Origin of the sequence: Parageobacillus sp. KH3-4, from assembly GCF_022846435.1 — a bacterium.
Lineage (GTDB): Bacteria > Bacillota > Bacilli > Bacillales > Anoxybacillaceae > Parageobacillus > Parageobacillus thermoglucosidasius_A.
Genome location: NZ_AP025627.1, coordinates 887,494 through 909,737 on the forward strand (window position 1 = coordinate 887,494; position 22,244 = coordinate 909,737).

General features: G+C 45.9%; 18 protein-coding genes and 1 other annotated feature. Of the genes, 15 read left to right on the plus strand and 3 right to left on the minus strand.

Features of this window, described 5'->3' with window-relative positions:
- Positions 1-134: 134 nt before the first annotated feature.
- Positions 135-373: a binding site (T-box leader), on the plus strand.
- A gap of 44 nt (positions 374-417) precedes the next feature.
- From MWM02_RS04505 to MWM02_RS04515, 3 genes are all read left to right on the plus strand, one after another.
- Complete coding sequence (locus MWM02_RS04505) at positions 418-3,060, plus strand: valine--tRNA ligase (protein ID WP_244403034.1); 2,643 nt, start codon at positions 418-420, stop codon at positions 3,058-3,060.
- A gap of 98 nt (positions 3,061-3,158) precedes the next feature.
- Complete coding sequence (locus MWM02_RS04510; protein WP_064549667.1) at positions 3,159-4,454, plus strand: bifunctional folylpolyglutamate synthase/dihydrofolate synthase; 1,296 nt, start codon at positions 3,159-3,161, stop codon at positions 4,452-4,454.
- Positions 4,455-4,523: 69 nt separating this feature from the next.
- Complete coding sequence (locus MWM02_RS04515) at positions 4,524-7,697, plus strand: VWA domain-containing protein (RefSeq protein WP_481861746.1); 3,174 nt, start codon at positions 4,524-4,526, stop codon at positions 7,695-7,697.
- 40 nt (positions 7,698-7,737) lie between these two features.
- Here MWM02_RS04515 and MWM02_RS04520 read toward each other — a convergent pair whose 3' ends face one another.
- Genes MWM02_RS04520 through MWM02_RS04530 form a run of 3 tightly spaced genes read right to left on the minus strand, consistent with a single transcriptional unit; the run spans position 7,738 to position 10,556 of the window.
- Positions 7,738-9,369, minus strand: a complete 1,632-nt coding sequence (locus MWM02_RS04520) for a hypothetical protein (RefSeq protein WP_244403035.1) — start codon at positions 9,367-9,369, stop codon at positions 7,738-7,740.
- Positions 9,370-9,382: 13 nt separating this feature from the next.
- On the minus strand, positions 9,383-9,958 hold the full coding sequence (locus MWM02_RS04525) for a prepilin-type N-terminal cleavage/methylation domain-containing protein (RefSeq protein ID WP_244403036.1): 576 nt from the start codon (positions 9,956-9,958) through the stop codon (positions 9,383-9,385).
- Positions 9,942-10,556 (minus strand): type IV pilus modification PilV family protein, encoded by a 615-nt coding sequence (locus MWM02_RS04530; RefSeq protein WP_064549670.1) that lies wholly within the window; start codon positions 10,554-10,556, stop codon positions 9,942-9,944. The genes MWM02_RS04525 and MWM02_RS04530 overlap by 17 nt, the downstream gene beginning before the upstream one ends.
- A gap of 115 nt (positions 10,557-10,671) precedes the next feature.
- Between MWM02_RS04530 and MWM02_RS04535 the strand changes: the two genes are divergently transcribed.
- From MWM02_RS04535 to MWM02_RS04590, 12 genes are all read left to right on the plus strand, one after another.
- The gene (locus MWM02_RS04535) at positions 10,672-12,096 is read left to right on the plus strand and encodes a hypothetical protein (protein ID WP_244403037.1); all 1,425 of its coding nucleotides are present in this window, start codon (positions 10,672-10,674) and stop codon (positions 12,094-12,096) included.
- A gap of 20 nt (positions 12,097-12,116) precedes the next feature.
- On the plus strand, positions 12,117-12,917 hold the full coding sequence (locus tag MWM02_RS04540; protein WP_244403038.1) for a PRC-barrel domain-containing protein: 801 nt from the start codon (positions 12,117-12,119) through the stop codon (positions 12,915-12,917).
- A 20-nt stretch (positions 12,918-12,937) separates the two neighbouring features.
- Positions 12,938-14,299, plus strand: coding sequence for a VanW family protein (locus MWM02_RS04545; RefSeq protein ID WP_244403039.1), 1,362 nt, complete (start codon positions 12,938-12,940; stop codon positions 14,297-14,299).
- 3 nt (positions 14,300-14,302) lie between these two features.
- The gene (locus tag MWM02_RS04550; RefSeq protein ID WP_244403040.1) at positions 14,303-15,973 is read left to right on the plus strand and encodes a GspE/PulE family protein; all 1,671 of its coding nucleotides are present in this window, start codon (positions 14,303-14,305) and stop codon (positions 15,971-15,973) included.
- Between the two features lie 12 nt (positions 15,974-15,985).
- Positions 15,986-17,044 carry a type IV pilus twitching motility protein PilT gene (locus MWM02_RS04555; protein ID WP_064549675.1) on the plus strand — a complete coding sequence of 353 codons (1,059 nt, stop codon included), beginning with the start codon at positions 15,986-15,988 and terminating at the stop codon, positions 17,042-17,044.
- Positions 17,031-18,242: a type II secretion system F family protein gene (locus MWM02_RS04560; protein ID WP_244403041.1), complete on the plus strand. Its 1,212-nt coding sequence runs from the start codon at positions 17,031-17,033 to the stop codon at positions 18,240-18,242. Before MWM02_RS04555 ends, MWM02_RS04560 begins: the two co-directional genes overlap by 14 nt.
- A gap of 93 nt (positions 18,243-18,335) precedes the next feature.
- Complete coding sequence (locus tag MWM02_RS04565; protein ID WP_244403042.1) at positions 18,336-18,860, plus strand: prepilin-type N-terminal cleavage/methylation domain-containing protein; 525 nt, start codon at positions 18,336-18,338, stop codon at positions 18,858-18,860.
- A gap of 14 nt (positions 18,861-18,874) precedes the next feature.
- Positions 18,875-19,624, plus strand: coding sequence for a prepilin peptidase (locus tag MWM02_RS04570; RefSeq protein WP_244403043.1), 750 nt, complete (start codon positions 18,875-18,877; stop codon positions 19,622-19,624).
- A gap of 14 nt (positions 19,625-19,638) precedes the next feature.
- A complete protein-coding gene (gene pilM, locus MWM02_RS04575; RefSeq protein ID WP_244403044.1) occupies positions 19,639-20,601 on the plus strand; it encodes a type IV pilus biogenesis protein PilM in 963 nt (320 codons plus the stop codon).
- Positions 20,582-21,184: a PilN domain-containing protein gene (locus MWM02_RS04580; RefSeq protein WP_244403045.1), complete on the plus strand. Its 603-nt coding sequence runs from the start codon at positions 20,582-20,584 to the stop codon at positions 21,182-21,184. The genes pilM and MWM02_RS04580 overlap by 20 nt, the downstream gene beginning before the upstream one ends.
- On the plus strand, positions 21,181-21,888 hold the full coding sequence (pilO, locus tag MWM02_RS04585; protein ID WP_064549679.1) for a type 4a pilus biogenesis protein PilO: 708 nt from the start codon (positions 21,181-21,183) through the stop codon (positions 21,886-21,888). Before MWM02_RS04580 ends, pilO begins: the two co-directional genes overlap by 4 nt.
- A gap of 19 nt (positions 21,889-21,907) precedes the next feature.
- Positions 21,908-22,243, plus strand: a complete 336-nt coding sequence (locus tag MWM02_RS04590) for a type IV pilin protein (RefSeq protein ID WP_346015934.1) — start codon at positions 21,908-21,910, stop codon at positions 22,241-22,243.
- The last annotated feature ends 1 nt before the right edge of the window (position 22,244 follow it).

Below are 22,244 nucleotides of genomic sequence, written 5' to 3' on the forward strand. Positions count from 1 at the left end.
TGTTACTATAAAATATGATGGGATATCATTTTTGTCACCAAAAATAAAGGAATGGAATAAAGAAATAAAAACTTGGCAAAGATGATTGACGATGAAATGAGTTTTTCGGTAGTATAATAAACAGAAAAAATAGTAAAAAAGCGAAGACAGGGAAGAGTACAACGAATAACGCCTTCAGAGAGGGAAATCATTAGCTGCGAGATTTCCTAGGACGGTTATCGTTGGAAGGTCGCCCTCGAGCTGCTTCTTTGAACGGCGTGTGCCTAGTAGAGGAAGCCGGCGATATGCCGTTATCGCAATGAAGCGCTTAAGCAAGCTTGCTTTGCTTAAGAAAAAAGGTGGTACCGCGAAAGAGTCTCCTTTCGTCCTTTTTCGGATGAAGGGAGTTTTTTATTTAGCAAGAAGGAGGGAAAACAAATGGAGCAAAACGAGATTACGATGTCAACGAAGTACGACCATAAAGCGGTAGAAGCGAATCGCTATCAATGGTGGCTTGACGGAAAATTTTTTGAGGCGACGGGCGCTCCCGATAAAAAGCCATTTACAATCGTCATCCCGCCGCCAAATGTAACAGGGAAGCTGCATTTAGGGCATGCGTGGGATACGACGCTGCAAGATATTATTACGCGCATGAAACGGATGCAAGGCTATGACGTGCTGTGGCTTCCGGGAATGGACCACGCCGGCATCGCCACACAGGCAAAAGTAGAAGAAAAGCTGCGCAAGCAAGGACTTTCTCGCTATGATTTAGGCCGGGAAAAGTTCCTCGAAGAAACGTGGAAATGGAAGGAAGAATATGCGAGCCACATCCGTCAGCAATGGGCGAAATTAGGGCTTGGCCTTGATTATACGCGCGAGCGCTTTACGTTAGACGAAGGGTTATCGAAAGCGGTGCGCGAAGTATTCGTATCGCTTTACCGAAAAGGGCTTATTTATCGCGGTGAATACATTATTAACTGGGATCCGGTCACCAAAACGGCGCTATCCGATATTGAAGTAGTTTATAAAGAAGTGAAAGGCGCGCTTTATCATATGCGCTATCCGCTTGCCGACGGCTCGGGCTACATCGAAGTGGCGACGACCCGCCCGGAAACGATGCTAGGCGATACGGCGGTAGCCGTTCACCCAGATGATGAGCGATATAAACATCTTATCGGCAAAACGGTGATTTTGCCGATTGTCGGCCGCGAAATTCCGATTATCGCCGATGAATATGTCGATATGGAATTCGGTTCAGGCGCGGTGAAAATTACGCCGGCACATGACCCGAACGATTTTGAAATCGGCAACCGCCACAACTTGCCGCGCATCCTCGTCATGAACGAAGACGGCACGATGAATGAAAACGCGATGCAATATCAAGGATTGGACCGTTTCGAATGCCGCAAGCAGATCGTGAAAGATTTGCAAGAACAAGGCGTGCTCTTTAAAATCGAAGAACATGTGCATTCTGTCGGCCATAGCGAACGGAGCGGCGCAGTGGTGGAACCGTATTTGTCGACGCAATGGTTTGTAAAAATGAAGCCGCTTGCCGAAGCAGCGATGGAGCTGCAAAAAACGGAAGGAAAAGTGCATTTTGTTCCGGAACGCTTCGAAAAAACATATTTGCATTGGCTCGAAAATATTCGCGACTGGTGCATTTCTCGCCAATTATGGTGGGGGCATCGCATCCCGGCTTGGTATCATAAAGAAACAGGTGAAATTTATGTCGATCATGAACCGCCGGCCGATATCGAAAACTGGGAGCAAGACCCAGATGTATTAGACACATGGTTTAGCTCGGCGTTATGGCCGTTTTCGACGATGGGCTGGCCGGATACAGAGGCGCCGGATTATAAACGCTATTATCCAACTGATGTGCTTGTCACTGGATATGACATCATTTTCTTCTGGGTATCGCGCATGATTTTCCAAGGTCTTGAATTTACTGGGAAAAGACCGTTTAAAGATGTATTAATCCACGGTCTTGTCCGCGACGCGCAAGGAAGAAAAATGAGCAAATCGCTCGGCAACGGCGTGGACCCGATGGATGTCATCGACCAGTACGGCGCTGATTCGCTTCGTTTCTTCTTGGCGACAGGAAGCGCACCGGGGCAAGATTTGCGTTTTAGCACCGAGAAAGTGGAAGCAACTTGGAATTTTGCCAATAAAATTTGGAACGCTTCCCGCTTTGCACTGATGAATATGGGCGGAATGACATACGACCAGCTCGACTTAAGCGGTGAAAAAACCGTTGCTGATCATTGGATTTTAACCCGTTTGAACGAAACGATCGAAACGGTGACAAAGCTTGCTGAAAAATACGAGTTTGGCGAAGTCGGCCGCGTATTGTACAACTTTATTTGGGACGACTTGTGCGACTGGTATATTGAAATGGCGAAACTGCCGCTTTACGGCGACGATGAGGAAGCGAAAAAGACGACGCGTTCCGTATTGGCTTATGTATTGGACAATACGATGCGCCTGCTTCACCCGTTCATGCCGTTCATTACCGAGGAAATTTGGCAGCACCTTCCACATGAAGGCGAGTCGATTACGGTAGCGAAATGGCCGGAAGTGCGCCCTGAACTTTCAAACAAAGAAGCGGCGGAAGAAATGCATCTTCTTGTTGATATTATCCGCGCAGTCCGCAACATTCGCGCCGAAGTGAACACGCCATTAAGCAAGCCAGTTAAATTGCACATTAAGGCAAAAGATGCACAAGTGCAGGCAACGCTGGAGAAAAATCGCGCGTATTTAGAACGTTTTTGCAATCCGAGCGAGCTGATCATTGCAACCGACATTCCGGTAGCGGAAAAAGCGATGACGGCCGTCGTTACGGGCGCGGAATTGATTTTGCCGCTTGAAGGGCTTATTAACATCGACGAAGAAATCAAACGGCTTGAAAAAGAACTCGAAAAACTCAATAAAGAAGTCGAGCGCGTGCAGAAGAAACTAAGCAACGAAGGATTCCTTACGAAAGCGCCTGCGCACGTGGTCGAAGAAGAGCGGAAAAAAGAAAAAGATTACTTGGAAAAACGCGAGGCCGTTCGCGCGCGCCTTGCCGAATTAAAAAAATAGACAACGCGTCGCCGCTTCTTTTATCATGAAGACGAATCCAAGCACTTTGGATTCGTCTTTTCTCATCACATCTTAATTTTAGTTAGGGGGAAAATATGATGATTCGTACATATAAAGAAGCGCTGGAATGGATTCATGGACGTTTGCGCTTAGGAATCAAGCCGGGATTAGAACGGATGGAATGGTTGATGGAAAAGCTCGGGCATCCAGAGCGCCGCGTAAGAGCGATTCACGTTGCCGGGACGAATGGAAAAGGTTCGACCGTTAGTTACTTGCGCCATATTTTGCAAGCGGCTGGCTATTCGGTCGGAACGTTTACTTCTCCGTATGTGGAGAAATTTAATGAACGAATAAGCGTGAACGGCAAACCAGTTCGCGACAAAGAAATTGTCGAACTTGTGCAAGTGATTCAACCGCTTGCAGAAGAACTGGAAAAAACAGAGCTTGGCGCGCCGACAGAGTTTGAAGTGATTACGGCGATGATGTTTTATTATTTTGGGAAAAAGAACATTCAAGATGTCGTGATCATTGAGGCAGGACTCGGCGGCCGCTTCGACTCGACGAACGTGATTTATCCGATTCTTTCCATTATCACAAATATTGGTTACGATCATATGAACATTTTAGGAGAAACGCTGGAGAAAATTGCTTTTGAAAAAGCGGGAATCATTAAATCGGGCGTTCCGGTGATTACCGCGGTGAACCAGCCGGAAGCATGGACGGTGATTTCCGAAAAAGCGAAATCGCTGAAAGCGAAAACATATCGATTGGAAGAAGACTTTTTTATTGTCCGTCATGAATCGGCAGAGGATGGCGAACGTTTTTCGGTAGAGACGATATTTTCGCAATATCCAGATTTAAAAATAACGATGTTCGGCAAACATCAAGTACAAAACGCGGCAGTAGCCGTGATGGCGGCGGAGTATTTGCGGATGTGCTATTCGTTTTTGATTGAAAGAGAACATATTTATGAAGGACTGGAAAAGGCGAAATGGGTCGGACGGTTTGAACGGGTAAGCGATAAGCCGCTGATCATCATCGACGGCGCTCACAACGAGGAAGGCATTCATAGTCTCATTGATACGGTGCATTCGCATTATCCAAACAAAGATGTTCACGTGTTATTTGCCGCGTTGGCGGATAAACCGCTTGATCAAATGATTCCGCCGCTTGCTGGAATCGCGAAAACGATAACGTTTACGTCGTTTGATTTTCCGCGCGCCGCATCCGCCGAGCAGCTTGCTATGTTGTGCGAACATCCGAACAAAGTGGCGACGGATGATTGGAAAGGCTGGATTAAAGAAAAGAAAAAACAAAAACAAAGCGACGCCCTTTTCTTAATTACCGGATCGCTTTACTTTATTGCGGAAGTGAGAAAGTTTTTAAAAAAGTAATAACATTGCCATGAAGACCATTGGTATAATAAAAGAAAAATAGTACTTTGGAAGGGGGAGGGGAGGAGTGTGGCATTATGGCGAAAATTCATATCATTGATTGGAATTTTCGTGATGATAGTGGGCTTTTTTCATATCAGCGCGCAGTCGGCGCGGGCGGATGACAAAAAAGAAGGTACTATTACTTTAGTAACGGATGAAAAAATTGAAGGATGGGCGACAGCTCCGGGCGAAGGGAACGGAAAAGGAAACACGATCAGCCATTTTGATGTCCGCATTAACGTAAAGGGACAGGAAAATGCAGCGGTAAGCTATCGCGTAGACGCGGTTGAAGCACCGTCCGACCGAAACGGCGAGAAAAAATATACGTTTTCGCTCGATATGACCGGCAAATGGCCGGCGGTGCAAGCAGAAACGGTGACATACGAAATTGTCGTTGTTGCCTATCGAGAGAACGGAGAATATTTTTCTTTTCCATCTGTCCCTTATGAATACGTGAAAAGAAGTTCCCAAAGCAGCACATATTTAGACTTTAATTTTGCATCGTCGCAAAAAGAATATGCAAAGCCGCCGAACGGGGACGCGCAAGGGAGATTGGATGTAACGTTAACTCCAAAAGGAAGAGTGGACAATATCGTTCGCCCGCCAATCGATGTCGTGTTTGTGTTTGACGTGTCAGGATCGATGACGCTGATGAAGCTTCAAAGCGCAAAATATGCACTTCAGTCTGCCGTCGATTATTTCAAAGCGAACGCCAACCCGAATGACCGATTTGCTCTCGTTCCGTTTTCCGACGACGTTCAATACAATAAGGTCGTGCCATTTCCTACCGGAGCATATGACGTCAAGCAACATTTAGATTGGATTGCGACCGTAGCTAACAGTCTTCGTGCAGATGGCGGAACGAACTATACGCAGGCACTGCAGCAAGCTCAATCGTTTTTTAACGACCCAACCCGGAAGAAATATATCATTTTTTTAACGGATGGGATGCCGACAGTGTCGGTGGCAAAGGAACCGATTACGTATACAGTCTGTGAAGGAAAGGGTCGGAAAACGTGTAGACAAGTCACGGAAGATTTAGACGTACAATATATTTTATATTCCAATGGCATAACGGCAACTCAAACTATCTATTATCCTGATAAACCAGAAACAGAGACATATTGGGACAGAACAAAATATAGAGAATTTGAAGAAAAAATCCGTTTACATGGAATTAATGTTGCCAAAACCCTTGGCATGAACAACATTACACTATATTCTATCGGCTTTGGCAATCATCAAGAAGTCGATATGGGCTATTTGGAAAAGTTGTCATCGACAGCAGGCGGACAAGCGAAACAAGGGACGCCACAAAGCTTAACGGAAATTTTCCAGCAGTTTTCGAAGCTGGCGACCGATCCGGTATTAAGCGGAACGATAAAAATTCCGCTAACCTCGTTTGGCGGAAACGTGGAAATCGCCGAGACGGAGCAAGTTTGGCTCGATGAGAAAAAAGAAAACGCGTATATTGCGTTTTCTATTCCGTATAAAGCAGGGCAGCCGGCACCGCCGCCGGTCAATATTCCGATTCCTGTATTGTTTAAAGCAAACGGGGCATATACGTTTACCGCGGAATTGACGTATCGCGATATATACGGCGCAGAACAGCCGCCGATCACGAGATCAGTCACGGTCGTTGTCAAAGACGAAGTTCCGCCATCGTTTGACGGAACGGTGACGCTAGAAGGAATCACGCGTGACGTAGACGACTTAGTGAAATTCGGCAATACAGACGATGATTCGAACCGTTTCAAGGCACATTATTCACTAACTGCCATTGGCTATGTCGGAAGCGCGTCCGGAAACATAAGCAACATCAAATTGATTCAGCCGCTTCCAGACGGAATTACGGTTGTTCCGTCACAAAACGTGACCGTATATACGGAAAACGGCGTGCAGTATGCCGAAATTGCGTTTCCAAATACGGTCATCGACTATAAGCAATTAAATAACAACGAGATTACCGGCGAAATGACGCTTCAAGCGAATTGGGCGATGGAAGGGGTGCAGCTGCCGCCGGCTATCGTTTCGTTCCAAGATAGCAAATACGGCGCGCGGACATCGTCATTAAAGGCTCCTTCCCAGCGGATTGAAATGAAAGTCCGCTTGCGTGAATCGCCTGATATGTATTACGAAGGAGACAGCCGCGGTCTTATTACAAAATGGCAAGAGTTTGATTCAGCGACCAATTTGCTTGGAATGACGAAACATCCGAACGATTATGGGTTGCTGACGCTTCCGGTGAAGGCGCTGCAATTTAAGGAAGACAGCGATTCTGTTCTTCTCGTTACGTACAATAACGGTGAGACGGTGGAGCTATATTTAAAACCACGCGTGGCAATTATAGCCGCAGACGACCAGCAAATCCCAAGTGGCGCGACTGTTACCGAACCGGTAACCGTTAAAGTAACAGGGCGTGTCGCAGGAGAAGGGGTCACGTACGAATACAAAATCGAAAATTCCAAGCAAAGCAGCGATTGGGCGACGCTTTCTTCGCCGTATGAAATTCCGGTCACTTCGGACGGAACATCGACGATATACGTGAAGGCAAAAGGCGGCCTAACGAAAGGGGACGGCATTACGACTGTATCGCTTACGTATATTAAGCTGATTCGCCAATTAACATTAGGAGACTATAAACAAACGATGGAAATCGGCGAAACGCAGACAATTCCGGTAACGATTGTGCCAAGCGACGCGACAAACAAAACATTGCAGTGGATTTCAAGCAATCCGGACGTCGCGACGGTGGAGGATGGAACAGTCACTGCCATTCAGCCGGGAACGGTAGAGATTACGGTGAGGGCGGTGGATGGAAGCGATGTTTCAGCGACGGCGACGATTACGGTGATCGATCCGTTTGTTCCATTAGAAGCGATCCGTTTCCAACAACCGATTATATATATGACAGTCGGAGAAAAAGTGGACGTTGCCTCCATCTTGACGTTTATTCCAAATAACGCGACAAACAAAAACATCCAGTCTGTCGCATCGGGTGCACCAGAATATGTAAGTGTGGAAAAAGAGCAAGGAAGATGGTATATCGTCGCGAAAGATGTCGGATACTCGGCCATTACCGCCATCGCGGAGGAAAAAACGAAAGACGGTCAAGATATTCAAGATTCGATGACGGTCATCGTTCAAGAAAAAACATCCCCAGGCGGCGGTGACGAGGAAAGTGGGAAGAACAGATGGTAACATGTAAAAACGACATAGGGGTGAGGCTCCCTATGTCGTTTTATTTTACGATTAGTTTATCAACGACAAGATTTAATTTTTTGACAAACGGCAATCCTTCTCCGCGATTGATAAATACCGATGGGTCATGATGAATGATAAAGCGCGCCTCCTCTTTTTGATCGAGCGACGGAGGCGGTGTAAACGAGATGGAGCCGCCTTGTTGTGGTTTTGTTGCGGCGCCGCGATAGGCGTTGATCACAAGCCCGGAGACGTCGGCGTCGGGGGCTTTGCCTGACGTGTTGCCGCGGGCGAACAAGCCGCCTCGAATGTGGATGTACGAGCCGACAGCATAGACAGTCGCATTGCTGTCGGTATAAAAGTATCCTTTTAAATTCGGCTCGTCTTTAAATTCGTTTTCAAACTCATTGATTCGCGCGATTTCCAACGCTCCTTTGGAAAGAAGCACGACTTCTTTATCATTCCAGCCGGCAATGTTAGCGTTGTAAATCAACGTGTGCCCAGGGGCGTTTGGCGAATCAAGCGGCCCAAAGACGTAAATCGTCGAATCGAGCTCTATATCGCCGCTGATTGTCAAATTGCCGAACACAATGATATTTCCCCGCACTTTCGTTGGCGTGTTAACGCTGTTTCCTAAAAATAAATCGCCGTTTATAATCAGCCATTTATTTTGTAAATTAAGCTCTCCACGGTCAAGGAAAAATAGCGAAGAATCTTCGGATTGAAGAATTACTGATCGATCGATTGAATCGATCTTTTCGCGTAATTCCGAAACGCTCTTCAAGACAGCAAAGTTGTCTTGGGCTTGCAGCTCATGGAAAAGTTGGTCGGTGCTTTTATTAATATAAGCAGTATATTCTTGACTAAATGTTTCTATTCCCGCTGCGTTTAACAATTTATCTTTTACGGTCCAGTCAAAATCAACATCAATAAATTCCTCGCGTTCTTTCTGAATGGAAGGGGCTTGGGATTGAAAGCGAACGTCATTAGAATAATTTTCCTCAATGCGCTGAAAAACATTGTCCTTAATGTTATAACACGCGTTTTTTTTATGGTCACAAGAATAATAACTTCCATTGACAAACAATACGCTATTTTTGCTCGTTGTCGGAAACGATGTTCGTTCCATGTATTTTTTCGAATTGTTGATGTAATTGGCGACATTTGTCACATAGGCGTTTTTTCCAGCGTAAATATTTCCGTCAATATACGCCCCGCCGTCTAAAACAACGTCTTCTTTCGAACCAAGTGCATATTTCAAAAAGCTTGGCGTATTCGTCAAAATCACCCGTCTTTCCACCGTTTTGCTGCCGTACGGTTTAGAAAGCAAAAAAACGCGGGTGAACAATTTATTACGATCGATATCTTTTGCTGTTACGTCCTGAATCTTTACCCCATAGCGCCGCGCTAAATCAGGGAACAGCGCAGCTAATTGTGTGTCCAGATTTCTAGGAGTAGACAATTCAAAAGAAGGATTCGAAATAGCTACCTTTATTTCCGCGACCGCTTCTTCAATTGCTTGCGTTGCTTCGTGAAGCGATTCGACGTCTTCCACGCGCATTTCCGTAAATCGCGCTTGGTAAATCGCAACAGACAAAATGGTTAAGCCAAGAAGGAAAAAAATGGAGATAACCAGCATCGCGACTACTAAGCTATATCCTTTTTCGTTCATGCGCCCACTTCCCTTAAAAGCCGAATTCCGTCTTTAATGTAAACGGTTGGATATACAGCAAATCGTCCGGATCGTCATGGTCGCGGTCTTGGATGGCAAGCATAATGGTAACGACGCCGCTGCGGCAAATATTTTCTTCTTGTTTGGCACAGCTGTAAGAAAACTCCGATTGGTCCGCAACGATTTTTAAACGGTTCGAATGCAGCTGTTCTCCATCGACGACAATCGAGCCATCTTGCAAGGCAACAGTAAATGTTTCGAGAGTTGGTTTTGGCTCTTCTTTGACCATGCCGAGAGAAGGATCGATCACTTTTTGTTTATCGCTCACAAATACGATTTGTGCATTTGCCGTTTGGCCTTGGTCCATCGCGATTCCGTCCGGCGCAAACTCGTGAAGTTTATTCATGATGGCGGCGACAATATAATCAGCTTCGCTGCGCAGTTGATTTTCGATGTTAATGCGCTTGTATGCGTTAAGCCCGCTGAGAAACACTCCATAGATGGAAGCGATGACAATGGAGGAGATCGAAATCGCCGCCAACAGCTCCACGAGCGATAGTCCTTTTGCGTTATTAACGTATCGTTTCATTGGCAATCACACCTTCTAGCCACTCTGAATCATCCACGCGATCTCCCCAGCGGACAATCACGTAAATTTTCAGCAAATAGTTTTGCAGCTTTGGATCCGGATTTTTTATGCTCTCTTCGCTAATTCTTTTTTTTAAGGATGCTGGAAATTCTTCCGGAGGAGATTCCCGTAATTTGTCCCATGTCTTGCTGTCATTATATGGAACGAGAAACACATGAATGCGCGTTTCATCGTAAGCAACGTTATTGATGGTCGGGCCCAGAATCTTTTTGCAGGCTTGTTCGTTATCGCCAAACAACGGCAAGTCGTCGCAGTAAGAAGCATCCAGATGGACAAACGGTTTGTCCGAACGCTGTATTTCGTTGTCAACGTATTGTTTCAACGCCGCGAAATCAAGGCGCTCCATATAGGCCAATACGCCGCGGGCGATGTTGATGGCGACCGTTTTTCCTTGGTTGTAAGTCGTATATTTCATGGCATTCGTAAAAAAGGAAAACATTCCTATTGCGACGATGGACAAAATCGTGATGGACGCTAGCACTTCCATTAAGGTGAAGCCTTTTGAGGCGCGGGTTGCAGAAAAATTCTTTTCCTCCATTGGACATGCCCTTCTTTCAAAATATGTAACTTTATTATACAATATGTTAGAGCCAAGTTTGCGTTATTTTTAGGAAATTTGTCTTATATAATGGTGCGGGAAACGGGGTGAAACATTGAAGCACATTATATTTGCCATTATTGCTTTTGTCCTTGCTATTCCGATTTTGCTTGTTCTTCCTGTTGGATTAAGTTGGAGTGGGAAAATCGTAGCGCTCATCATTGCCTTGTTGTTTTCCCTTCTTGCCTTAGTAGCAAAGTCCTTCTTTCCAATGTGGCAGCTTGTTCTATTATTAGGACTGCTGATGGTCGCGGTGACGTATTTGCTTCATCGCCAGTTCGCGCATGTTTTTTATGCGGCAAACAAAATCGATGACGATGAATTAGAGGGACAAAATGAACCTTCCTCTTTTGCCATTGGCGAAAACGACGATGCGCTGCGTGCGGAAGAAGGAGCGCCAGTCAATGAAGAGGCAGCGCCGCAAAACGTTTCACAAACAAATGCGGCAGTAGAGCCAAATGAAATCATCGCGGTAGATGAGCTTCCATTGGAGAGCGCTGCCGATATAGAACGGATCGAAATCAAGGCAGAACATGAATTTCCATGGGAAAATGAAAAAAACTCCCAGAAAAGCGAAACGGCGGAAATAAGCGAACTGCCTTCTGCTGCGGTTATAGATGAACAACAGGCAGAGGCTGTTGCGGAAAGCGAGTTTCCGTGGGAAACAGTAGACAATGGCGGCATAAACGAAGCGGAGAAATTCGCTGAACGGCCGTTTGAAACATCAAGCACAGATATGCCGTTTGCTGAGCTGCCGCCGATCGTAACACTGGAAATGGAAGAAAATTTGGCCGTTGTTCCTGATGGCGCACAAGAGACGGCAGTGCGTGATGGCGAAGAAAACCGATTACATAATTCACAAGAAGAGTGGAGCATGTTGACGAAGCCTTTAGCAATGGAAAGGAATGAACAACCGACAAAAATAGAAGCGGATGGTTTCGGATGGGACGATATTCTTTTCGAAAAAGCGGAATCAAAAGAAGCTATTTCTTCACCGGCAAAACAATCATTCTTTTTGGAAAATGAAAAAATGTCGCCGGAAAAAGTGAATGGAAAAGCACAAGAAGCGCAAATGGCAGAATGGAATGACAACGAATGGTCACAAGAGAATCAGAGTGATTTGAGGGCTAAAGAACAAGCTATTTCCACGAAGGAAAACGCTGCTAGTCTAGCAGAAAGTTTCACGGCTATTTCGCGGGTTCAGTCGGAAATTTTGCAAACCGTTGTTACTGAGCTTCAGTTAAACCGCAAGTACATAGATCCGCTAGAATATGAACAACGTGTTATTCAATGTTTACAAACCCCGTTACCCGATTATGGCTATTACGTGTTCGCGCGTTTGTTAATGGAACATTATTTATTGGAGAAACAATATGACAAACTTGCGTCATTGCTTGCGCAGCTGCAGGACAAATTCCATTCATATCCAATCATAAAAGAAGAAATTCAATTTCTTGCACACATATTACAGAAATTATAAAGGACAGGTGTGGTGAAAAGATGAAGAATAGTGCACAAATCATGAACCTTCCAATTGTTAGTATCTCCGATGGTGCGCAAATAGGGACGGTAAAAACGCTAGTCATTAATCCTGAGAAAGGCTCGATCGATTTTCTCACCGTTGAACAAGAAGATGTTCAACTAAGCTTAAAAGCGATTCCGTTTAAAAAAGTGATCGGTATCGGCGAGTTTGCGGTAACGGTAGAAAGCTGCCACGATGTTATTGATTTATCGGAAATCCCGATCGCCAACCAGCTCGTCAATAAACAAATTCGCGTCAAAAACACGAAAGCGATGACGAGAAAAGGGCAGCTGCTAGGAGAGGTGACCGAATTTTTCGTCGATGAAGAAACGGGAGAAATTATCGGCGTCGAGCTGGATGTTGGTGACCGCCAAGCAGTGCTATCATCGCAATTTGTATTAACATATGGAAAAGACATTTTAGTTGTCAGTGAAGACGCGCCATCTTCTTTGCTTGCTGAAGCACGTTTGCTCGTTTCAGCAAAAGAGCAGGATGACGAAGAAACGGTGGAAAATGCTCCGCAAAACGAATATGTAGATGAGCGGCATTCCGGCGGCGAGATGGTGATGGAAGAAGCGGAAAGCAAAGAAGCGCTTCAGGCGTTGCGCGAAAAGCAAATGGAGCTTTTAAAGGGAAAACGGGTGACGAAAGATATTGTCGACAAAAACGGAAATACGTTTATTGAAGCTGGAACCGTTTTGACGGAAGAACTTATTCAAAAAGCGCAGGAAGAAGGACCAAGCGTGATCGTTGATATATCGATGAACGTGGAGGCATAAGCAAAAGGGGGAGGTAGGCGGTGAGGCAATTTGCTGCGGTAAAATTGTTTCTCGTCATCGCAATTGGTACAGTTTATTTAGTTAGTTTTTCCCATATCGGTGCTTTCGCGTACGAAACGTTTGTGGAAGAGACTGGCCGCCTGCCCGCAGGAACGATGGTTGGGCCTATTTCTGTGGCAAATAAATCCAAACAAGAGGCGCTAGCGGAAATTGCAAAAAAAGTGGATGAATGGAAGGGAAACGCCACGATTACTGTGGCATATCAAGAAAAGAAGGAAGAAATTCCTACGTCGCAGTTTGCGTTCCACATTGAGCGGAGCGTAGAACAAATTGTCGAAGGACGACCGTCGCGGCTTTTTGTCCAGCTTGACGTGCAGTCATTTTCCAAAACAATAAAAAAATTACTTCCCCCGCCGCTTGCTTCTTCTATCAATCTCGAAAAATTACAAAACGATGTAACGAATATTGCAGCCAGTTTACAAATGCCGTCAGAGCCAATTGATCTTGCAGCATATGTTTCCCGTTCCGACGAAACGATACAGCAAGTTAGCGCGGCAACATTGAAAATCGGAAAAAGGCAAACGCCATGGCTAGCATGGGTTGCTGCCAATCCGGCCATTGAAATTAAGGGCAAAAGCGTTTTTTCGCTTGCCTCATATATCAAAGAAACGGGCGGTTCGCTTTCTTCTGAGGAGATGAGCACGATTGCTTCAGCAATTTACCAGGCGATTTTGCCGACGAATTTTACGGTGGTCGAACGGCATACAAGCAATGAACTGCCCAATGGAATAGCGATTGGCTACGAAGCGAAAGTAGACGGCCAACACCGCGATTTGCAGTTTTATAATCCAAATACCACCGCTTACACACTGCGTTTTCAAAAAACAGAAAACGGCTTGCGTGTTGCGCTTTTCGGCCTGCCGTTTGCCTATAAATATGTGGTGCGAGTCGGGGATATCGAATATTTCAAGCCGCGGACCATTGTTGAATATAGCCCTTTCCTTCGTCCCGGAGAACGCCGATTCAGACAAGCGGGAAAACGGGGAATGCTCGTAAAAGTGAAGAGAGAAACGTATGACGAGCAAAACCATCTTGTACGTGTGGAAACGATTGCCGAAGACTTTTATCCGCCATCGTACAACATTGAACTTCGCGGATTGGAACTTGGAGACACCCAGTCGGGTGCATCCTTATCCGAACCGTCGACAGCTGACGAAAAACAAACAGACAATAATCGGAAAAACGATGAACAAATGAACGAAAACAGAGAGGAAAACAACGGACAATCTGAAGAAAAGCAGCCGGAAAAAGAGAAAGCACCTTCCACAACGAACGATGCGAACGGCAAGCAGAAAAACGACGATAACGAAAAGCAGGGATGAAAGATGAAGAAAAAACAAGAGCGAAAGCGTTTAGGAGATTTATTAGTGGAAGCGGGGCTAATTACGGAGGAGCAGCTGCAGGAAGCTTTAAGAGAAAAAGCTCCCGGCCAAAAGCTGGGCGATGCGCTTTTGCAGCGCGGGTATATTACCGAGCAGCAGTTAATTGAAGTGCTTGAATTTCAGTTAGGCATCCCGCATGTCAGCTTGTACCGCTATCCGATCGATCCGAAGCTAACCAACCTCATTCCAAAAGAATTTGCCAAGCGGCATATGGTGATGCCTTTAAAAATTGAGGGGGAACGCCTGTTTGTAGCGATGGCTGATCCGATGGACTTTTTTGTCATCGATGATTTGCGCCTTTCGACAGGATTTCATATTGAAACGGCGATTGCCTCAAAAGATGATATTTTGCGGGCGATCCATACATATTATGACATTAATGAGTCTGTAGAAGATTTTTTACAAATGGCCCCCGCAGCGGAAACAAAGGTGGAAGAGGAACGGGCAATAGAAGAAGATTCCCCGATTGTCCGGCTTGTTAACCAAATTTTGCAGCTCGCCGTTGAACAGCGGGCGAGCGATATCCACATCGACCCACAGGAAACGAAAATCCTTGTCCGTTACCGCATCGACGGAATGCTGCGGACGGACCGCGCGCTTCCAAAACATATGCAAAGCATGCTGACGGCCAGAATTAAAATTTTAGCGAATATGGATATTACCGAGCATCGCATTCCGCAAGATGGGCGGATTAAAATGAACGTCGATTTCCATCCGGTCGATTTGCGCGTTTCCACATTGCCGACCATCTACGGCGAAAAAATCGTGATCCGCATTCTTGATTTAGGGGCGGCGCTGAACGATATTCATAAGCTTGGTTTTAACCAGTTAAATTTGCAACGGTTTATTGAACTCATTGAAAGGCCGAACGGAATCGTTCTTATTACTGGGCCGACTGGAGCGGGAAAATCATCGACGTTATATGCGGCGCTGAACCATTTAAACAGCGACGAAGTGAATATTATTACGATCGAAGACCCTGTCGAATATCAGATTGAAGGAGTCAATCAAATTCAAGTCAATCCAAATGTCGGCTTGACGTTTGCGCAAGGGCTGCGTTCAATTTTGCGGCAAGACCCAAACATTATTATGGTTGGAGAAATTCGCGACCGCGAAGCGGCGGAAGTGGCGATCCGCGCGTCATTAACCGGCCATTTAGTGTTAAGCACTTTGCATACAAACGACGCGTTAAGCACGATCACGCGCTTAATTGACATGGGAATTGAGCCGTTTCTTGTGGCGACCTCTTTAGCCGGCGTTGTTTCCCAGCGGCTCGTTCGCCGCGTCTGCCGCGATTGCCAAGAAGAGCAGGAACCAACGAAAAGGGAAATCGAGATTTTTGCCCGCCGCGGCATGAAAATCGACAAGCTCGTTCGCGGCCGCGGCTGTCCAACGTGCAATATGACGGGTTATAAAGGACGAATCGCCATTCATGAGCTGCTTGTGATGACCGACGAAATGCGCCGCGTCATTTTAAATAAAGAGCCATTTTCGAAATTGCGCGAGCTTGCCATTAAAAACCGCATGATTTTTTTGATTGATGACGGATTATTAAAAGTAAAGCAAGGATTAACGACGCTAGAAGAAGTATTGAAAGTGGCGATTTTAAGTTAAAGGTGGGAAAAAATGAGACAAAGATTGGACGCTCTTTTACGTGCAGCGTTTGAAGTAAAAGCCTCCGACGTTCATTTAACGGTCGGCGTGCCGCCGATTTTCCGCATCAATGGCGAATTAAAAAAATACGGCCAAGACGTTTTGCGGCCGGAAGATACAGAAGGAATGGCCAAGGCGATCATCCCGTCTCATTTATGGCTGCGATTTCAGGAAAAAGGAGAATTGGATTTTTCCTACGGGATTCCCGGCGTCTCCCGCTTTCGCGTCAATACGTATAGGCAGCGGTCGTGCGTGTCGCTGGCCATCCGCATCATTCCGACAAAAATCCCAACGATTGATGAACTGCGCCTTCCTGAAGTGATAAAGCAAATCGCGCAAAAGCCGCACGGGCTTGTGCTAGTGACAGGACCGACGGGAAGCGGAAAGTCGACGACGCTTGCGGCAATGATCGACTATATGAACAAAACGATGCGCAAACATATTATTACGCTGGAGGATCCAATTGAATATTTGCACAAGCACGGAAGCTGCATTATTGACCAGCGTGAAGTCGGCTTTGATACGAACAATTTTGCCAACGGGTTGCGTGCGGCACTAAGGCAAGATCCCGATGTCATTTTAGTCGGGGAACTGCGCGATTTGGAAACGATCCATACCGCGATTACCGCCGCGGAAACGGGGCATCTCGTCCTTGGCACGCTACATACATCGAGCGCGCCGGCAACGATCGACCGGATTATTGACGTGTTTCCGCCTGCCCAGCAGTCACAAATCCGCATTCAGCTGGCGTCTGTTCTTGTCGCGATTATTTCTCAACGGCTCTTTCCAACGCCGCAAAAAACAGGGCGGATCGCCGCCACGGAAATTTTAATCAATAACGCTGCGGTCGCCAATTTAATACGCAACGAAAAAGTTCATCAAATCGTCAACGTCATGCAAACAAGCCGCGCCCTTGGCATGCGTACGCTGGCGATGAGCATTAAAGAGCTGATGCAAGCAGGGCTGATCCTTCGCGACGCGGCTGAACCTTATCTTGCGCAGGAGAGTGGCGATTCGTATGCCTCAGTTTAAATATGTAGGCCGAACGATGCAGGGAGGGCGGCGAACTGGCACGATTGTCAGCGAGTCCAAGCGGGACGCGATCATGAAATTGCGGCAAAAGGGAATTAAAGTCATCGAAATCGCCGAGGTGCCGCAAACGATACTCACCAAAGAAATTACGTTTAGAAAAGCGGTAAAGCTGCGAGATTTCGTCATTTATTTGCGGCAATTTGCGACATTATTAAAAGCGGGAGTATCGGTCGTGGATTCCACGCGCATTTTAGCGGACCAAACAGAAAGCAAGGCGTTGAAAAAAGCGCTTGTCGAAGTCGAAGAGTCGCTTCGCGCCGGAAATCCGTTATCCGCCGCCGCGGCGAAGCATCCGCGCGTCTTTCCGGCGATGTTTGTCAACATGGTCAAAGCCGGGGAAGCAGGCGGGAATATGGATGAAACGTTGGATCGGCTTGCAGACCACTTTGAAAAAATGCACCGCACAAGGCAAAAAATAGTTTCCGCGCTTACCTATCCAATCGCTGTCGCTGTTATTGCCGTTGTGGTCGTCATTTTTTTGCTAGTTTCTGTTGTCCCGACATTTGTCGCTATGTTTGCCGACTTTCACGCGGAGCTTCCGGCGATTACGAAATTTGTATTACGCGCAAGCGACATAATGCAAACGTATTGGTGGCTCGTCATTACCGGATTCATAGGGATATATGCCGTATTTTCACTGATGAAAAAACAAAAAAAGACAAAATACTACCTTGATTACGCGGCAATGCGCATCCCGTTTTTCGGAAAGCTAATACAAAAAGCGGCATTGGCGCGCATGACGCGGACATTAAGCTCGCTCTTTTCCAGCTCCGTTCCGATTTTGCAGGCACTGTCAATCGCGGAAAATGTCGTTGAAAACGAAGTCATTGGCAAAGTGATGAGGCAGGCGCGCGATTCGCTCGAGCGCGGCCAATCGCTTGCTGAACCATTGAAAAAGCATTGGGCGTTTCCGCCGCTTGTGACGCAAATGATTGCGATCGGCGAAGAAACAGGGTCATTAGACGCAATGCTTGCGAAAGTCGCTGATTTTTACGAAGCGGAAGTAGACGCCGGCGTCGACCGGCTAAAGTCGCTGATTGAACCGATCATGATCTTGCTTTTGTCGGGGGTCGTCGGAACGATTGTCGCTTCGATTATCATACCGATGTACGATATTTTTAATCATATTCAACAGTAATTGTAAGGAATATATTCTCATGCATAGATAAATCGTGTACAATAATTTAGGAAAAAAGTGTGATAAACAAAAAGTAGGGAGAGGGGTATTACGATGATAAAGCGATTGGTGAAAAACGAACGAGGGCTTACGTTGATTGAATTGCTTGCCGTCATTGTCATTTTAGGGATTATCGCGGCGATTGCAATTCCGGCGATCGGCGGACTTATCGACAACTCGAAAAAAGACGCACACGTATCAAATGCGCAGCAAATGATTAACGCCGCGAAAATTGCGGTAACGTCCGATAAAGATTTAGTTCCAGCAAGCGGAAAGGCCAAAATTGTACCACTGAAATATTTGGAGGATAAAGGGTATTTAGAAACAGTGAAAGACCCAGATAATAAGCCAGATAACGAATATAAAAAAGGTGGAGATACAGTAACGGAAAAGACTGTTACTGGTGAAAATGTAAGCGGTGAGCCAACTAGCAATACATCTTATGTAGTTATTATTAATGATAACAACAAATTATCTTATAAAGTGAAGCTAGTTAATGATAAACGCGGAGTGCAAACTACAGACAAAAAGGCAGTTAAAGAAGATGATTTAAAACGTTCTGAAGTACGTGATAATTAATGGATTGATTTAAAATGATACAAGTATTCATTTTCCTATACTCCCTTCTCCTCGGCTCTTTCTTTAATGTCGTCGGTCTTCGCGTGCCTGCGGGAGAGTCGATTGTGTTTCCTCGTTCGCATTGCCCGCGCTGCAAGCGGCAGCTTACGGCGCGGGAGCTTATCCCTGTTGTGTCATACATATGGCAAGGAGGGAAGTGCCGAGGATGCGGGGAGCGGATTTCTTGGCTTTATCCGTTTGTCGAGCTGTCGACGGCGATTCTTTTTACGATTTCGCCGTTTTTGGTGGGATGGTCAAAAGGATTGATCGTATGTTGGACGCTCATTTCGTTATTGATGATTGTATTCGTTTCCGATATTCGCTACATGATAATTCCCGATAAAGTGCTGCTTGCTTTTGCGGCGATCTTTCTTTTAGAGCGGCTGTTTATTCCATTCATTCCATGGCGGGATGCGCTTGTTGGTGCGGCGGTTGGTTTTTTGCTGCTTTTCCTCATTGCCGTCATCAGCAAAGGCGGCATGGGCGGCGGTGATATTAAATTGTTCGCGCTGCTCGGATTTGTGCTTGGATGGAAAATGGTGCTGCTTGCGTTCTTTTTTTCCACGCTTTACGGAACAGCGATCGGGCTGATTGGCATGGCGCTTGGCAAAGTTCGGCGCCGGGAGCCGATGCCGTTCGGACCTGCGATTGTCCTCGGGTCATTTACCGCCTATTTTTTTGGACAAGACATCGTTGAATGGTATAAGCAAACGATTTTCTTTTAATACGAGGGGAAAACATGAAGATGTTTACGTTTTTTCAGCCAAGGCATAAAGTTGCCAATCTAGTAATCAAAGATCATATCATTCGATATGTGGAGACAAAAGCGAACGATCCGTTGTCTGTCCATAAATGGGGTGAGCGCCAGCTTGCGAAAGGGATTATTCATGACGGAAAAATCATGGATCACGAAACGTTGGAAATGATTTTAGAAGAATGCGTGGACGAGTGGAAAATAAAAAAACGACGCGTTCGTTTCATTGTGCCAGATTCTTTCGTGATTATCCGCCGGCTTCCGCTTCCTGCCGATTTAGAAGAAGATGAAATTCGCGGCTATTTGTTTATGGAATTGGGAACAACGATTCCGTTGCCGTTTGACAACCCGGTGTTTGACTACGTTATTTTCGAAAAGACGCAGGAAGCAACTACTGTTTTATTGTTCGCTGCTCCGGAAGATTTGGTGTTAAGTTACGCGCAGCTTTTGGAGGAGGCAAAGCTGCGCCCGATTGCCGCTGACGTTTCTCCATTATGTGCCTATCGCCTTTTTTATATAGCCGATCAAGCCAAAAAAGATGATCATATTTTGCTTATCCAATTTGACCAATCTTCTGTCAATGTTAGCGCGTTTCATCAGCATAAACCTGTTTTTATGCGCCATCTTTTGCTGGAGCAGTACGAAGATATAAATATTGAAAAGGGCCGGCAACGATTCGTCGATCCGTTTGAAGATATATATAAAGAAATGGAACGGATGATGCGCTTCTATTCCTTTTCCATTCATCAAGGAAAACAACAAATTACCCGCGTGTTTCTTATGGGAGATCATCCGCGTTTGTCCCATGTTTATCAATCGTTGCAAGAACGGCTGGACGTTCCGGTCGAGCTGCTTTCGGCTGCGATGGCGAGCACGATGGATGTACGCTATCATCTCGCGTGGGGACTTGCGTTAAAAGAGGGAAATGATGATGTTCGTCGATATTAATTTGCTGCCAAAAAAAGAACCGAAAAATGTTGTTTTTCTTCTTAGTATAGTAATTGTCACTGCAATGGTGGTGATTGCCGCAGCTGTTTTTTACATTCTTGTTGATAGAGCGGAGATGCAAATCGACTCGCTGGAAAAAGAGCTGAAGCAGGCGCGGGCGCTGCAGGCGATTGAGCAGCAAAAGCTTGCCGATCTCGAATCTGAAAGGGAAATCAATGAACTAAACCAAGCGGCGCAATGGGCGAAAGATTATCCGCTCAAAATGGTGCCTCTTTTGCGCAACATGGCGGAATTGTTGCCGGAGCGCGGATTTATCATGAACTTTTCCTATGCAGAAGATGGAACGGTAACGGTTTCGGTGCAATTTGATACAAGCGAGGAAGCGGCCTATTACTTAAAGCGGCTGTCGGAAGCCAAATTTGTCGCTGATGTACAGTTGAAAAGCCTTTCGGCTGTCAATGAAAACGAAGAAAACGATGAACAACAAAGGATGGCCGCGGAACAAGTAATGCCCCGCTATCTCGCTCAATATGAAATGCATGTCCATAAACAAGCGTTAGAGGAAAAGGAGAAACAACCATGACCGTACGTTTCTCAAAACGGCAACTTTTCGTTCTTTTTCTTTTGTTTACGGTTCTTGGCGCTGCGTGTGCAGGGCTTTACTTTTATATGCTTTATCCGCGTTATCAACAAATTGCAGAGTTAAGTAGCACGGTGGCAAGCGAGAAAAAAATGCTGGCTGCTGTAAAAGCGGAGATTGCCAAGCAAAAGTCCAGCTTGCCGGAAAGCATCGTGGAGCTGCAAAAACAGATACCGGTCAAGCCGCTGACGGAACAGCTATTGCTCGATTTCAAAAAAGCGGAAGTAGTTTCAGGCAGCACGATTTCGAACATGACTTTTCAAGAAGACGAAAATGTGACAGCAAATCCGCAAGAAAAGACAGAGCAATCTCCTTCTGCGCCGCCGGACGGATTGAAAAAAGTGACGGCGCAATTGACGGTGCAATCCCCGTCATACTATCAGCTTGAGCGCTTTTTGCAGACGCTTGAAAATCTGAACCGCATTGTATCGATTGAATCACTCTCTTTTACTGGAAATCCGGAATTGACGTCGGTCGATACGGAAGTGAATCCGTTAACGTATTCGGTAACGGTCAGCGCGTTTTATTATCCGAAATTAGCGAAGTTGCAAAATATGCTGCCGCAAATAGACGTTCCTCCGCCGAGCAAAAAGCGCAATCCACTAACAGAAGTAGTTCCCGAGGGGCAACCGTCATCGCAGCAGTAATGAATGGCGGAGTGGCCATATGTTGCTGCGTACAAATCGAGGAATAACATTAGTGGAACTGTTAGCTGTGATTGTCATTTTAGGAATTGTATCTTCTATTGCTGTTTGCTGTGCTTCATATCATCGAAAAAGCAAAAGAGGGAGCGTTTATTCTGATGCCTATGTGCTTTACGAAGCGGCGCGTCTTTATGTTGGGGCAGAAAAAGTGGAATTTTTGCCATCGCGCTCTTCCGAAAAGCCAGCGTACAAGCAGCTTGTAGAAGCAGGATTGCTTCATCCGTTTCAGGACCCGTTTACCGGAAATATGCTGCCATTGGAAATGAATCCATCCTTATGTGCTCGTAAAACAAGATAAA